Below are 14,585 nucleotides of genomic sequence, written 5' to 3'. Positions count from 1 at the left end.
AATCTCCTTCGGTTGCGCGGGCGGGGCGGGCATCGTGTGTGGCTCAGCCCCGGAAGGCGGACGGCACGCCGCGGCGCAGGCGCGCCTCGAGCGCGTCGAGCAGCCGGTTGATCAGCAGGCCGACCGCCCCGACGACGATCACGGCGGCCATCACGAGATCGAGCTGGAACAGTTGCCGCCCGTACACGATCAGGTAGCCGAGCCCTTCGGACGACGCGACGAGCTCCACGACGACGAGCGCGAGCCACGACTTCGTGACCGCGAGCCGCACGCCGGTCGCGAGCGTCGGGATCGCGGCGGGCAGCACGACGTGCACGATGCGCTGGCGGCGCGTGTAGCCGAATACGCGGGCGACTTCGTCGAGCGCGGGCGGTGTCTGGCGAAACCCTTGCAGCGTGCTCAGCGTGACGGGAACGAGCGCCGCATGCGCGATCAGCAGGTACTTGAGCGGTTCGCCGACGCCGACGAGCAGCAGCAGGAACGGCAGCCAGCCGAGCACCGGAATCTGCACGAGCGCGTTGAAGCTCGGCAGCACGTAGGCTTCCAGCGTGCGCGACAAGCCGAGCGCGACGCCGGTCGCGAAGCCGAGCAGCGTGCCGGCGGCGAACCCGACCAGCACGCGCTGCAGGCTGATCAGCGTGTGGCGCACGAGATCGCCGCTCGTCGCGAGATCCGCGAGCGCGTCGAACACGCGTTCCGGCGGCGGCAGGATCTGCGGCGCGATCCAGCCGCGCGCGCTGCCGACGCTCCACAGCGCGAACAGCAGCGCGGGCAGCAGCCACGGCGCGAGCCGCCACGACCACCGTTTCACGTGTGCCGCCGGGTGCGGCTGCGCGGTGAGCGCGGCGGGCGTGCGAGTGTCGGATGACGGGACGGAAAACGCGGTGTCGCTCATCGGGAAAGTCCGGGTCAGGAAAGGGGCTTGCCGGCCGCGTCGTATCGTTGCCAGTAGTTTTCGAGCTTCAGCGTGCGCAGCGCGTTGTCGAGATACTTCGGCTCGAACCAGCCGTCGACGTCGACCGGCTGGCGAATCAGTTTCAATGCGAGCGCATCCTGCGCGACGGACTTGTAGCGCGCGACGAAGAACGGATCGATCAGCGGCGACAACCGGTCCTTCAGGCGCTGGTTCGCGTAGTCGGCCTGCCACGACGAAACCGGCACGCCGCTCTTCGCCCACAGCTTGAACAGCGCGTCGCGGTTCGCCTCGTCGGACGACCATTGCGCGCTCTTCACGATCGCGGTGACGACACGCTGCACGATGTCCGGATGCGCGCGGTCGAAATCGTCGAGCACGAGCAGGTGCGTCTGGCGCGTGAACTGCGGGCCGTCGTTCTGCGATTCGTAGATGATCTTCGCGAGCCCCGCGTCGCGCAGCTTGTACAGCTGGTAGTCGCCCACCGACGCGTCGATGCCTTTCGACGCGAGCGCGGCGAGCGAGCTTGCGGCATCGAGGTTGATCACGCGCAGGTCGCGTTCGCCGAGGCCGTTTTTCGCGAGTGCGTTGTCGGCGACGAGTTGCAGGTTGGTGCCGCGGAAGATCGACACGCGGCGGTCCTTCAGGTCCTTGATCGAGCGGATCGTGGAGTCGGGCGGCACCGCGATCTTGACGCCCGAGCGCACGCTCGCGGCGAGCAGCAGGCGCGTCTTGATCCCGTTCGCACGCGCGAGCACGGCGGGCAGGTCGCCCTGGTACGCGAAGTCGAGCGCCTTGTTGGCGATCGCCTCGTTGACGGCAGGCCCCGCGCCCTTGAAGAACAGCCATTCCACCTTGATGCCGTCTGCCGCGAACTCCTTTTCGACCTGTTGCTGCAACTGCGCGGTGGCGGCGCTCGAGCCGCCGAACGTCGGCGGATCGCCGGCGCCTTGCTGGGCGACGCCGATGCGGATGGTGGCGGGCTTGTCGGCGTGCGCGGCGGCGGCCGGCAACGCAATGAGGGACGCAATGAACAGCGATCGCAGCAGGCGCAGTGGAAGCATGAATCGACGGGTCCGGAACGTTGAGGAACAAGGCCGGGCCGCAGCCCGTCGGGGCATTCTCGATGACGTGCCGGGGCCGGACAAGAAACGATTTGAACTATGCTTATCGCCGCCTTGCGGGTTGCCGCGCCGCGCGTTCCGTTCTTTGCGGCGGAGAACCGCATTCACATGCATTGGAGATTCATTCAGGATTCCCATCATGTCGATTGCGGCCGGATGCCGAATCGGGCAATCGTCGATTTGAAAATCGCAATGGCGACGTGGGTGGATTCGCGTGAGGATCGCCGGACGAATCCGGGCGGAAAGACGGAGGCCGGTAATCGGGGAAATGCGATGCGGGCCGGTCAATTTTGCCGGGAAGTCAGGCCGGATAAGGAGAAGCGAGCCGCTGTCGATCGATCCGGCATGCTGATAAATCGAATGGAAACGGTTCGGCGGCCGGCCGGAAAATCATGCGCCGCAACAGTGGCAATGCCTGTTCCGATACGTGAATCATGCGAAATGCCGCGAGAAAAATGAAGGCAAATGAGTGATATGGCATTCATCGTTGCAGCATGAAATCCATAAATGCACTCCGACGCCAAATCATTTGAATTCGCCTGAAAAATTGTCTATACCCTAGACGAATCAGCGTGGTTGCATCGTGCGGGAAGACCGCACCATGGATGCGGGCATGCAACGGTCGAAGTCAACGTTGCGCGCCGCGTGTTGTCGTGATCGAGAGTATTCCGGGGGATGCGAACGACCCAGTGCCAGGGTCGCCCGCACGCATCGCAATGGGCGAAGGTCCTGCGCAACCGCCGGAGCAAGGGTGCGTCTTTGCGTTCAACGGTCGGTCACCGACCCGTTACACGGAGGTTGCCATGCTGCAATACGTCAAGTCCCTGCTGCGTGACGAACGCGGCGTCAGCTCGCTCGAATACGCAGTGCTGGCCGGCATCGTCGTGGTCGCGCTGGCGGCGGTCGGCGTGATCCTCAGCAGCAACACCGGCGGCTTGCCGAGCATATTCACGACGCTGATCAACAAGGTGACGAGCCTGATCTGATCCGCCGAACCCGCGCGCCACCGACGAACACCGGGATCCGCAGCGGTAGAACGTATCCGCGGCCGGTGCGTGTCGACGGACGGCTCTCCCATGCTCACGCTCGTGCAGTCGGTGGCCACGGTCTTGCTGGCTTCGCTCGCCGCGCAGGATCTGCGCGACCGGCGGCTGTCCAATCGCGTGGTGCTCGCGTTCGCGGCGCTGTATTTCGTCGCGGCGGCGCTCGCGCGCGACGGCTTCGCGCCGCTGGCCGGGCATGTCGCGATCGGCGCGGCGACGCTGGTGCTGTTCGGCGCGATGCGTCACGCGGGCTGGATCGGCGGCGGCGACGTCAAGCTCGCGGCGGCGGTATGCCTGTGGGCCGGGCCGGCACTGGTGTTTCCGGTGCTGGCGAGTGTCGGCGCGGGTGGTGCCCTGTGCGGTGTCGCATTGCTGGTATCGCGGTCGCGGCGCGCCACGCCGGTGCACGCGATCGACGCGCGCGGCGTGCCGTACGGCGTGGCGCTCGCGCTCGGCGGCACGCTGGCCGTCTGGGCGTCGTTTCCACACACGGTTTCGCTTACCTAGCCCGGGGGACGCACGCCGCCATGCCCAAACCGCTGAGAATGGCCGTGCTCGTCGTTGCCGCCGGCATCGGTGCGTTCATCCTGCGCGAACTGTACGTCGCCGCGTCGACGCCGTCGGTGCCCGCCGAAACGGATCAGGCGCGCGTGCGGGTCGCCGCCGCCGACCTGCCGGAAGGGCTGCTGCTGCGCGACAACGATCTCGCGTGGAAACGCATGCCGCGCGCGCAGGTGCCGGCCGGCGCGTTCGTCGAGTCGCAGCCGGGCGCGGATCTGAAGGGCGCGCTGCTGCGCAACCACGTGGGCGCGGGTGCGCCGATTCGCGTCGAGAACGTGATTCCGGCCGGCGCGCCGGATTTTCTCGCGGCCGCGCTGCAACCCGGCATGCGCGCGATCTCGGTGCCGGTCGACGACGTGTCGGGCAACGCGGGGCTGATCCAGCCGGGCGATTTCGTCGACGTGTTGCTGACGCAGCAGATCGGCGGCTCGGCGACGTCGCCGGGCACGTTCGAAGCGGAGACGGTGGTGCGGCGTGCGCGCGTGCTCGCGGTCGGTTCCGAATTCCAGCGCGCGAAGGCGCCCGCGAGCGCGCCGGACGCGACGGCGCGCGCGCGCACGGTCACGCTCGAGGTCGCGCCGCGCACCGCGCAGGTCGTGCTGGTGGCGACCCGCCTCGGCTCGCTGTCGCTCGCGCTGCGCAGCTTCGCGACGAGCGACCGGCGGCAGCCGGCGGGCGGCGACGAGCAGGAGGCCGATACCCAGCCGGTATGGGCCGGCGACGTGTCGCGCGCGGCGCGCGAGACCGCACGCGAGCCGTCCGCCGGCCCGGATGCGGGCGCGCGGCCGGCGTGGCGGAACAACGCCGTCGTGATCTATCGCGGTTCGTCGGTCGACGACGGATCGCACGGCGGCGGAACCGGCACGCCGGGCCTGCCGCCGCTGCCGTCCGGGCTGCCGTCGTGGCCGGCGATGCCCGCGGCACCGGGCGGTGCCAATGTCGCGGCGCAGGCGGGTGCGCCGCCGCCGGGAGCGACGGTGCAGTGACGGATTGACGATTCGGGCCGTCCGTCCGGCGGCCGGCATTTGACGGGAACACGCATGGTGCGCATGGTTCGTTGGATCGCTTTCCTGGGCCTGGCCTGCGGCATCGCGTCCGGGGGTGCCGCCGCGCAGGTCGCGCGGGCGCCGGACGCGGGCGCGGCGCTGTCGATCGCGACCGGCAAGGGGGAACTGCTGTCGCTGCCCGAGCCCGCAACCGCGATGTTCGTCGCCGATCCGGCCATCGCGGACATCCAGGTGCCGTCGCCGCGTACCGTATTCGTGTTCGGCAAGAAGGCGGGCACGACCACGCTGATCGCGCTCGGCGCGAACCATCGTCCGATCCTGCGCAAGACGGTGATCGTGCAGGTCGACACGGCATCGCTGCAGGGCGTGCTCGACAGCCGCTTCCCGCAACTGAAGCTGTCGGTGTCCGGCGCGCCGGGCTCGCTGATGGTGTCGGGCAAGGTGCCGAGCGCGGCCGACGCCGACGCCGTGATGCAGTCGCTCACGCCGTACCTGCACGACAAGGAAAAGATCGTCAACCGGCTCACGCTGTCGCGCCCGATCCAGGTGAACCTGCGCGTGCGGGTGACGGAGGTGAGCCGCAACATCACGCAGCAGCTCGGCATCAACTGGAGCTCGCTGGGCGGGGCCGGCAACTTCGTCGGCGGGCTGTTCAACGGGCGCACGCTGTTCGATCCGACGACCAGCCTGTTCAACCTGTCGCCGACGGGCGCGTTCTCGGTGCTCGGCGGGTTCCGCGCGGGACGCTGGTCGATCGACGTGGTGCTCGACGCACTCGATCAGGAGGGCCTGATCACGATGCTCGCCGAACCGAACCTCACCGCGATGTCCGGCGAGACCGCGAGCTTCCTCGCGGGCGGCGAGATTCCGATCCCGGTCGCGCAGGCCGGCTCGTCGACCGGCGCGATCACGGTCGAGTTCAAGCCGTTCGGCGTGTCGCTCGATTTCACGCCGACCGTGCTCGCCGACAACCGGATCAGCCTGAAGGTGCGGCCGGAAGTGAGCGAGGTCGATGCGAACAACAGCGTGACGACCGGCGGCGTCAAGGTGCCGGGGCTCACGGTGCGGCGCGTCGAGACGACGGTCGAGCTGTCGAGCGGGCAGAGCTTCGCGATCGGCGGGCTCCTGCAGAGCCAGACGGCCGACACCGTATCGCAGATCCCGGGGCTCGGCCGGCTGCCGATCATCGGCCGGCTGTTTTCGTCGAAGAACTTCCAGGACAACAAGACCGAGGTGGTCGTCATCGTCACGCCGTACATCGTGCAGCCGGCCGGGCCCGGCCAGCTCGAGCAGGCGATCGACACGGTCGCGCGGCCGAGCAGCGACCTGGAGTTCGCGGTGCAGCGCAACCTGGGGCTCGACCTGCTGTCGGGCGATACGCCGCGCCTCGTCGGCGCCGCGGGCTTCGTGTACTGAACCGGAGGCGCGCCCATGCGAACCCGATCGATCGTTGCCGCACTGCTGCCGCTGGGGCTCGCGGGCTGCCTGTCGGCGCCGCCGCCGGTCAACCTGCCCGATGCGCGGACGATCGGCTTCGACGGCGCGCGCGCGGTGCCGCCCGATTGCGCGACGCTGATGCAGCCGTCGCATCTCGTCGACGCGGGGTACGCGCGGCCCGGTGTGCCGTTCGGCTGCGCGACGTACTCGAACCTCGCGGCGATGCTTGCACGGCCGGAGGATCTCGTCGCGCCCGTGCCGTACGGCGGCGCGGACGCGCAGGCCGCGGCCGACGCGGTGCGCCGCTACGTCGAGGATCGCGTGAAGCAGCCGACGCCCGGCAAGACGCTGACGACCGGCTCGCCCGGCCATTGAACCGACCCGGATGCCATCACGATGCCGCCCATGAACCTCCTCGATCGCCAGCACACCCGGCGCGCCGCGTCCGCGGGGGCGGCCGATCTCGTCGCGGTCGTCACCGATCCGGGCAGCGAGGACGTGATACGTCGCGTCGCGCAGGAGCTGTCGATCACGCGCACCCATCTGCAGGCGGGCACCTGCGACGATGCGATCCGGCTCCTGCAGCAGTACGAGCGTTCGCCGCGCCAGCTCGTCATCGACGTGTCGGATTCGGTGCTGCCGGTGTCGGACCTGATGCGGCTCGCCGACGTGTGCGACCCGTCGGTGCGCGTCATCGCGATCGGTACGCAGAACGACGTCGGGCTGTTTCGCAACCTGCTCGGCATCGGCGTGCAGGACTACATCGTCAAGCCGCTGACCGTCGAGTTGATGCGGCGCGCGCTGACGGCCACGGAATCGGTCGTCCAGGCGCGTACCGGCAAGGTCGTCAGCTTCGTCGGCGCCCGCGGCGGCGTCGGCGCGACCACGATCACGGTGAGCCTCGCGCGCTTCCTGGCGGGCGAGAAGCGCCGCCGCGTGGCCTATGTCGACCTGAACCTGCACGGCGGCGGCGCGAACTCGATGTTCGGGCTGTCCAGCAACAACGGGCTGATCGAACTGCTGAACATGGGGCAGCGCCCCGACGACGCGTTGTTCGAGCGCATGTTCGTCACGAAGGGCGACCGGCTGCACGTGCTGTCCGCCGAGCTGGCGTATGGCGCCGACACCCCGGTGGGCGACGAGGCCGTCGCGCGCCTGGTCGACATGCTGAAGGACCGCTTCCACTACGTGCTGTTCGACGTCGGGAGCGGCGCCGGCAAGCTGCTCGAGGACGCGCTCGTCGCGTCCGATCTCGTCCATGTCGTGGTCGACCGCTCGGTGCATGCCGCATACGAGGCCGCGCGGCTCGTGCGCTTCGTGCGGGAACTGCCCGGCGAGCGGCTGCTGTCGATGGTGCTGAACAACCCGCTCGCGCCCGTCGCGGGCCGTGTCGAGCCGGTCGATTTCGAGGAGGCGTTCGGCGGCGCGCCGCTGCACGAACTGCCGCACGAGCCGCAGACGCTCGCCGTCGCCGAGAATCTCGGCGAGCCGATCGACGGCGCGAAGCGGCACGGCTTCGTGGATCAGATCCGGCAGCTCGCGAACGGCATCACCGGCGAGCCGATGGCCGTCGCCGAGCCGTGGTATGCGCGGCTCGTCAAGTGGAGGAAGGGATCGTGACGTTCGGTACCCGCAACCGGCCGCCGGCGAACCCCGTGTCGGCCGCGACGCCCGCCGTGGCGCACGAGCCGGCACCGGCGTCGGCTCCGGCGGAAGCACCGGCACCCGCGTCGGCATCGGCGCGTGCGCCCGTGGCGGCCGATACCCACGAGGCGCTGATCCGGTCGAGCAAGTTCGATGCGATCCGCCACGCGGTGTTCACGTCGATGAACATGTCGGCGGCACTGATGAAGACGCGCGACGAGGTGCGCGCGGGCATCGAGCAGGTGGCCGCGCACACGGTCGAGCGCGAGCGCCTGAAGATCACGGCCGGCGAGCAGGTGCTGATCGTCGATGCGATCCTGAACGACATGTTCGGCGTCGGGCCGATCGAGCCGCTGCTGGCCGACGACACGGTCACCGACATCCTCGTCAACGGGCCCGACCAGGTGTACGTGGAGCGCGCGGGCCGGCTCGAGCTCACGTCGCTGAAGTTCCGCGACGACGCGCACGTGGCGAGCGTCGCGCAGCGGATCGCGGCGGCGGTGGGGCGGCGCGTCGACGAGAGCAGCCCGATGGTCGATGCGCGGCTCGCCGACGGCAGCCGCGTGAACGTCGTGCTGCCGCCGATCGCGATGCGCGGGCCGTCGATCTCGATCCGCAAGTTCGCGAAGCGCGACATCACGCTCGCGCGGATGGCGCAGCAGGGCAACATCTCGCATTCGATGCTGCAGGTGCTGAAGGTCGCGTGCGCGTGCCGGCTGAACATCGTGATCTCGGGCGGCACCGGCTCGGGCAAGACGACGCTGCTCAACGCGCTGTCGCAGCATATCGAGCAGCACGAACGGATCGTGACGATCGAGGATGCCGCCGAGCTGCAGTTGCTGCAGCCGCACGTCGTGAGCCTCGAGACGCGCCCGGAAAATACCGAGGGGCTCGGCGGGATCTCGCAGCGCGATCTCGTGCGCAACGCGCTGCGGATGCGGCCCGACCGCATCATCCTCGGCGAGATTCGCGGCCCCGAGGCGTTCGACGTGCTCCAGGCGATGAACACGGGGCACGACGGCTCGATGACGACGATTCACGCGAATTCGCCGCGCGATGCGATCAGCCGGCTCGAGAGCATGGTCATGATGGCGAACGCGAACCTGCAACTGCTGTCGATCCGCCGCCAGATCGCGAGCGCCGTGCACCTGTTCGTGCAGATCGAACGGATGCGCGACGGGGTGCGGCGCGTGACGCGGATCACCGAGATCGTCGGGATGGAAGGCGAGGTGGTCATCACGCAGGACCTGTTCGTGTTCCGCCAGGAAGGCGACACGACGCGCGATGCGGTGAAGGGCGTGTTCGAGGCATCGCCGTTGCGGCCGGGATTCGCGGCGCGTGCCGCGTATTACGGCGTCGAGGATGCGCTCGCGGAGGTCTTCCGGCAATGAGGGCCGCCGACCTGTTCGCGGTGGGCGGGTTCGTGACGATCCTCGCGATCGGGCTCGTGCTGTCGTCGCTGTTCGATCGCGCGAGCCATCATCCGGCGCAGCGCATCCGCGCACGGATGCGCAAGCTGTCGCCGTCGCTCGCCGGGCACGCCGGGCACGCGTCCGCCGCGCCCGGCGTCGCGCTGTTCAACCTCGAGCGCCGGCAAGGGCGCCTGCGCGCATGGCTGCAACGCCGCGTGACGCGGGTGCGCGCGGTCGGCGGCAAGGGTGGGGTGAGGATCGTCGTCGCGAGCACGATCGCCGGTGCGATCGCGGCGATCATCGCGGTGAAGCTGATCGGGCCGCCGGACTTCCTGCGTCCGCTGATCTATGCCGGGTTGCCGCTGGTCGCGATGCGCGCCAGCTACCGCGCGCTGGTCGACCGGTTCCGGGTGCGCTTTCTCGAAGCGTTCCCGGACGCGATCGACGTGATCGTGCGGGCCGTGCGCGCGGGGATTCCGGTCACGCAGGCGATCGGCATGGTCGGCGACGGCGCGGCCGAACCGGTGCGCGCGACGTTCCGTTCGATGGGCGACAGCCTGCGCGTCGGCGCGGATCTCAAGGACGTGCTGACGCAGGCGGGGGACCGGCTGATGATCGCGGACTTCTCGTTCTTCACCGTCTACCTGCTGCTGCAGCGCGAGACCGGCGGCAGCCTCGGCGAAACGCTCGACGAGCTGTCGAGCATCATCCGCACGCGCCGCGACATCCGCCTGAAGACCCGCGCGCTGACCGCCGAGGGGCGCATCACGACGAACATCATTTCGGCGGTGCCGTTCGTGATGATCGGCGCGCTGTTCCTCGTGAACCGCGACTACGTGATGCTGCTGTTCTCGACGCACGCGGGGAACACGATGCTGACGATCGCGGCCGGGTTGCTGACGGTCGGCCTGCTGGTGATCCGCAAGATCTCGAAACTGGATACCGCGCGATGACGATGTCGATGCTGGCCGCCCGCGGCTTCGAATTGCTGCTGTTGCTCGCCTGTGTCGCGGCGGCGCTCGGCAGACCCGGCGGCGGCACCCGCCAGCGGATCGCCGCGCGTGTGCGGCAGGCTGCCGGGCAGCACCCGCCGGTACCCGTGACGGGGTGGCTGCAGCCGGGCGGCGTTCGCCAGGACCTGACGCGCCGGCTCGCGCAGCTGGGCGAACGGCTGCCGGTGCTCGACCCGATGCAGCGCGTGAAGCTCGGCCTGCAACTGACACGCGCGGGTTTTCGCGAGCGCCGCGCGGTGTCGTCGATGATCGGGATCAAGCTGAGCTGCGGCGTGCTGTTCGCATGCGGCGCGATCGTGTTCAGCCCGCTGATTCCGCGCTTCGGCGAATACTTCGTGATCCGGGCGCTGGCGATGGTCGCCGCGTTCGTGGTCGGCGTGATCGTGCCGGAATACGTGCTCGGCGCGATGATCCGGCGGCGGCGGCGGCTCATCGCCGCGTGCTTTCCGGACGCGCTCGACCTGCTGGTGATCTGCACGATGGCCGGCAACAGCCTCGCGTCGGGCATTCGGCGCGTCGCGCACGAACTGTCGCGCATCTGCCCGCCGCTCGCCGACGAGCTGACGGTGTGCGCGGACGAGCTCACGCTGAGCGGCGACGTGTCCGCGACGCTCGCGCATTTCGCGACGCGCGTCGATTTCACGTCGGCGCGTTCGCTCGCGACGACGCTCACCCAGTCGCAGCGCTTCGGCACGCCGATCACGCAGGCGCTGCGCACCCTGTCGCGCACCGAGCGCACCGAGCAGATCGTCGCGCTCGAGGAACGGGCCGCGAAGCTGGCGCCGAAGATCACGTTGCCGATGATGCTGTTCATCCTGCCGACGGTGTGCCTGATCGCGGCGGGCCCGGCGGCGATTCGCCTGCTCGAGGTATTCAGATGACACGATCCGTCGTACGTGCGTTCGCGCTCGCGGCCGTGCTGCCGGTGCTGGCCGGCGGCTGCGCGCCGGGCATCCAGACGCGGCCGGTGCTGTCGCACAAGAGCGACGACCCGCAGGCCGAGCTGCGCATCGCGGACAGCGCGCTCGCCGGCGGTAACGTCGATCTCGCATCGACGCTGTACGAGAAGGTGCTCGCGAAGCATCCCGAATCGCTCGCGGCGCGCCTGGGGCTCGGCGACGTCAACTATCGCGCGGGCGACCTGGAGCGCGCGCGGATCTTCTACGACGAGGCGCAGCGGCAGGCGCCTGCCGAGCTCGGCCCGCGGCTCGGGCTCGCGCGCGTCGCGTTGCGGCAGCGGCGTCTGGACGAAGCCGCGCAGCGCTATCGCGACCTGCTGGCCGCGCAGCCGAACCATCCGCTCGCGGCGGAAGGGCTCGGCACCGTGCTCGACCTGCAGGGGCGTCATGCGGATGCGCAGGTCGTGTATCGCGACGCGCTGCGCGCGCACCCGGACGCGCAGGGGCTGCGCGTCGACCTCGGGCTGTCGCTCGTGCTGAGCAACCGGCCGCGCGAGGGCGTGAACGTGCTGCTCGACGTCGCCGGGCTGCCGTCCGCGCCGTGGCAGGCGCGCCAGAACCTCGCGTTCGCGTACGGCGTGCTCGGCAATACCGATTCGGCGAAGAAGCTGCTGTCCGCGGATTTGCCCGCGTCGGCGGTGGCCGACAACCTGCGCTTCTACCAGGCGGTGCGCGCGCGGCTCGCGTCGCGCGGGGGCGGTGCCGGCGGCTCCAGCGCCGCGCCGCCGATGTCCGGCGCGGCGCTGGAGCCGGGCGTCGCGCCGCCGGATGCGGGGGCCGCAAAATGACACGCGGGGCGACCGGCGCCCGCCGCGCGCGCGGCGTCGTGTCTCTCGAATTCGTGCTGATGCTGCCGTTCCTGCTGATGGTGCTGATCGGCATCATCGACACGAGCCTGATCCTGTGCGACAAGGCCGTCATCACGAACGCGAGCCGCGAGGCCGCGCGGGCCGGCGTCGTGCTGCGCGTGCCGATGCTGACCACGACGCAGATCGCGGGCATCGCGCAGAACGCGATGCAGAACAGCCTGATCACCGGCGGCACCGCGACCACCCCGGCGGTGACCGTGACGCAGGCGAACGGCACGACGTCGGGCACCGCGCTGACGGTGACCGTGACCTACACGTATACGGGGCTCGTGCTGGGTTCCGCGTTCAGCGCGCTCACCGGCCCGGTGACGGTCTCGGCGACTTCGGTGATGCTCTATGAATGACGTTCGCGCAACGCAACCCGCCGGCCCCGCGCGGCAGCGCGGTTCGGTCGCGCTGTTCTTCCTGATGTTCCTGATTCCGCTGCTGTCGTTCGGCGCGCTGGCGATCGACATTGCGTGGGTGGTCACGGTGAACAACCAGTTGCAGAACGCGGCCGATGCGGCCGCGCTCGCGGGGGCCGATGCAATGATGTCGCCGAGCGGCGGCGCGGTGAACTGGTCGCAGGCCGCGCCGGCGGCGAACGGCGTGATCGCGCGGAACTCGGCGGCCGGTGCGGCGCTGTCGACCGGCACGGTGACCACCGGATACTGGAACGTGACGCGCAATCCCGCGTCGATGCAGCCGACGACCATCACGCCCGGCACCTACGACGTGCCGGCGGTGCAGGTCACCGTGTCGCGCGCGCCCGGCGTGAACGGCGGCTCGATTCCGCTGCTGCTCGGCGGGCTGCTCGGGATTCCCGGCGCCTCCGGCAGCGCGACCGCGGTGGCGGTGCTGGCGGCGCCGGGCGGGGTGGCGGCCGGCGCGCTGTTTCCGGTTGCGATCGACCAGTGCGTGTACAACCTGTACTGGAACGCCGCGACCAACCAGCCGCTGATCAATCCGCTGACCGGCCAGCCGTACGAGTTCTCGATCACGAACGGCCAGGTCTACGGCCTGCTCTGCATGGGCGGGCAGTGGACCTCGTTCCAGTCGACCGCGACCGACACGACGACGATGGGCAACCTGATGGCGACCGGCAACCCGACGGCGCTCAACATCGGCGACAGCATCAATCTCGCGACCGGCGTGAAGGCGACGCTCTATACGTCGGTGCCGGTCGGCACGACGGTGGTGCTGCCGGTCGTCACGCAGACCGCGACCAGCACCACCGTGCCGATCGTCGCGTTCGCGCCGTTCCATGTCGATGTGTCGCTCGGCGGCACGTACAAGTACATCCAGGGCCACTTCGTCGCCGGCGTGAAGATGTCGGGCTCAGGGACCGGCGTCGGGCCGTACTACGGCGTCTACGTGCCGCCGCGGCTCGCGTTGTGAGTGCGCGGGCCGGCGCGGCGCAGCAGCAGGAGGAGTGCGAACAGCGTCACGGCCGGGCCGATCTGCGGCCATTGCAGCCACGGGTTCAGGTATTCGACGATCGGCAGCAGCCACATGAGCGCGATCGCGGCCTGCTCGCCGCGCAGCCAGCCGTCCTGCCAGCCGGTCGCCAGCATGCACGCGATCGCGATGCCGAGCCATGCGAGCTCGTAGTGCCACACGTAAGGGTTCGCCGCGAGCGTCGCGACCGCTAGGACGGCGGCACGCATGCGGATGTCGCGCGAACGCGTCCACACGATGCAGGCGGCTGCGATCGCCAGCGCCGCGATGCACGCCTGCGCGGCATACGCGAGCCCGGGCGTCAGGCCCGCGAGCCGGAAGGCGGCGAACGGTGCCGGCGACGCGAGCCAGAACACGACACCTTGCTCGAGGAGGAGCGACCGCGCGAGCGCGGTGCCGGCGACGAACCGATGGAGCGACTCGACGCCGCAGACGAGGACGCTCAATGCGGCGAACGCGGTGGTGGCGAGCGCGGCCCACGCGATCGTGCGCCATGCGCGCGTGGCGATCAGCACGAACGGGAACAGCAGCGCCAGTTGCGGCTTGGCCGACAGCAGGCCGATGCAGAGGCCGGCCCACATCGGCCGGCGGTCAGCCCAGCAGACGGCCAGCGCCGCGCACGACGCGGTCAGGAACGCGTTTTGCCCGAACATCCCGGTGACGAACACGCACGGGGCGGCGACCAGCGCGAACCCGCCGACGCGCGCAGTGCCGGGGATCGCGCCGAGGCCCGATACGCGCGATGCGGCGAAACCGAACACGGCGACACCGAACGCGACGAACAGCGGATAGCCGATCGCAAAAGGCAGCAGCGCGAGCGGCGTCACGAGCAGCAGGTTGGTGGGCGGGTACAGCCACGCGACGAGGTCTTCGCGGCGGAACTGCGGGAACAGGTCGGCGGCCAGCCGCGTGAAGGTCGGCACATCGTACGCTTGCCATGGCGAGCCGTGCAGCATCACGTACGACGCCGTCCAGAACACCGCGTAGTCGGGGCCCGGGCGCGACAAGGCGGTGGCCGGCGCATGACGGACGACGGATACCCAGATCGCGACGAACAGCGCGTAGCACGCGAGCGCGACCGCGCTGTACGCAACGACGCGCCGCGGTGTCAGCCATGCGCGGACGGGATGGTCCGCCGATCGCATCGTTTGCCGGGCGAGATCCAT

General features: G+C 69.8%; 16 protein-coding genes. 13 read left to right on the top strand and 3 right to left on the bottom strand.

Annotated features, from left to right (window positions below; translation table 11 throughout):
• Positions 1 to 43: 43 nt before the first annotated feature.
• Complete coding sequence (locus tag APZ15_RS19125) at positions 44 to 895, bottom strand: ABC transporter permease (protein ID WP_027791203.1); 852 nt, start codon at positions 893 to 895, stop codon at positions 44 to 46.
• A gap of 14 nt (positions 896 to 909) precedes the next feature.
• Positions 910 to 1,977: an ABC transporter substrate-binding protein gene (locus APZ15_RS19120; protein WP_027791204.1), complete on the bottom strand. Its 1,068-nt coding sequence runs from the start codon at positions 1,975 to 1,977 to the stop codon at positions 910 to 912.
• 99 nt (positions 1,978 to 2,076) lie between these two features.
• On the opposite strand from APZ15_RS19120, the gene APZ15_RS41020 reads away from it, so the two are divergent.
• The 13 genes from APZ15_RS41020 to APZ15_RS19060 all read left to right on the top strand — a co-directional run bounded on the left by APZ15_RS41020 (position 2,077) and on the right by APZ15_RS19060 (position 13,359).
• Positions 2,077 to 2,496, top strand: coding sequence for a hypothetical protein (locus APZ15_RS41020; protein WP_138143382.1), 420 nt, complete (start codon positions 2,077 to 2,079; stop codon positions 2,494 to 2,496).
• A gap of 344 nt (positions 2,497 to 2,840) precedes the next feature.
• Positions 2,841 to 3,023 (top strand): Flp family type IVb pilin, encoded by a 183-nt coding sequence (locus tag APZ15_RS19115; RefSeq protein WP_027791205.1) that lies wholly within the window; start codon positions 2,841 to 2,843, stop codon positions 3,021 to 3,023.
• Positions 3,024 to 3,113: 90 nt separating this feature from the next.
• On the top strand, positions 3,114 to 3,587 hold the full coding sequence (locus tag APZ15_RS19110; RefSeq protein ID WP_027791206.1) for an A24 family peptidase: 474 nt from the start codon (positions 3,114 to 3,116) through the stop codon (positions 3,585 to 3,587).
• 20 nt (positions 3,588 to 3,607) lie between these two features.
• Entirely contained in the window at positions 3,608 to 4,627 is a 1,020-nt protein-coding gene (gene cpaB / locus APZ15_RS19105; protein ID WP_027791207.1) for a Flp pilus assembly protein CpaB, read from the top strand.
• A gap of 54 nt (positions 4,628 to 4,681) precedes the next feature.
• Positions 4,682 to 6,064 carry a type II and III secretion system protein family protein gene (locus tag APZ15_RS19100; protein WP_021164088.1) on the top strand — a complete coding sequence of 461 codons (1,383 nt, stop codon included), beginning with the start codon at positions 4,682 to 4,684 and terminating at the stop codon, positions 6,062 to 6,064.
• Between the two features lie 15 nt (positions 6,065 to 6,079).
• Positions 6,080 to 6,460, top strand: a complete 381-nt coding sequence (locus APZ15_RS19095; protein ID WP_021164087.1) for a CpaD family pilus assembly lipoprotein — start codon at positions 6,080 to 6,082, stop codon at positions 6,458 to 6,460.
• A 21-nt stretch (positions 6,461 to 6,481) separates the two neighbouring features.
• Positions 6,482 to 7,705: a CpaE/TadZ family protein gene (locus APZ15_RS19090; protein ID WP_027791208.1), complete on the top strand. Its 1,224-nt coding sequence runs from the start codon at positions 6,482 to 6,484 to the stop codon at positions 7,703 to 7,705.
• Complete coding sequence (locus APZ15_RS19085) at positions 7,702 to 9,120, top strand: TadA family conjugal transfer-associated ATPase (RefSeq protein WP_027791209.1); 1,419 nt, start codon at positions 7,702 to 7,704, stop codon at positions 9,118 to 9,120. The genes APZ15_RS19090 and APZ15_RS19085 overlap by 4 nt, the downstream gene beginning before the upstream one ends.
• The gene (locus APZ15_RS19080) at positions 9,117 to 10,094 is read left to right on the top strand and encodes a type II secretion system F family protein (protein WP_027791210.1); all 978 of its coding nucleotides are present in this window, start codon (positions 9,117 to 9,119) and stop codon (positions 10,092 to 10,094) included. Before APZ15_RS19085 ends, APZ15_RS19080 begins: the two co-directional genes overlap by 4 nt.
• Positions 10,091 to 11,035, top strand: a complete 945-nt coding sequence (locus APZ15_RS19075; protein WP_027791211.1) for a type II secretion system F family protein — start codon at positions 10,091 to 10,093, stop codon at positions 11,033 to 11,035. Before APZ15_RS19080 ends, APZ15_RS19075 begins: the two co-directional genes overlap by 4 nt.
• Positions 11,032 to 11,901 (top strand): tetratricopeptide repeat protein, encoded by an 870-nt coding sequence (locus tag APZ15_RS19070; RefSeq protein WP_027791212.1) that lies wholly within the window; start codon positions 11,032 to 11,034, stop codon positions 11,899 to 11,901. The genes APZ15_RS19075 and APZ15_RS19070 overlap by 4 nt, the downstream gene beginning before the upstream one ends.
• On the top strand, positions 11,898 to 12,326 hold the full coding sequence (locus APZ15_RS19065) for a TadE/TadG family type IV pilus assembly protein (RefSeq protein ID WP_021162502.1): 429 nt from the start codon (positions 11,898 to 11,900) through the stop codon (positions 12,324 to 12,326). The genes APZ15_RS19070 and APZ15_RS19065 overlap by 4 nt, the downstream gene beginning before the upstream one ends.
• The gene (locus tag APZ15_RS19060) at positions 12,319 to 13,359 is read left to right on the top strand and encodes a TadG family pilus assembly protein (protein ID WP_027791213.1); all 1,041 of its coding nucleotides are present in this window, start codon (positions 12,319 to 12,321) and stop codon (positions 13,357 to 13,359) included. The genes APZ15_RS19065 and APZ15_RS19060 overlap by 8 nt, the downstream gene beginning before the upstream one ends.
• Here the strand turns inward: APZ15_RS19060 and APZ15_RS19055 are convergent.
• On the bottom strand, positions 13,332 to 14,585 hold the full coding sequence (locus APZ15_RS19055; protein ID WP_027791214.1) for a glycosyltransferase family 87 protein: 1,254 nt from the start codon (positions 14,583 to 14,585) through the stop codon (positions 13,332 to 13,334). The genes APZ15_RS19060 and APZ15_RS19055 overlap by 28 nt on opposite strands.

This window comes from Burkholderia cepacia ATCC 25416 (assembly GCF_001411495.1).
Classification (GTDB): domain Bacteria; phylum Pseudomonadota; class Gammaproteobacteria; order Burkholderiales; family Burkholderiaceae; genus Burkholderia; species Burkholderia cepacia.
The sequence above is the reverse complement of the archived record's forward strand: the minus strand, read 5'-3'. Positions and strand labels throughout refer to the sequence as shown.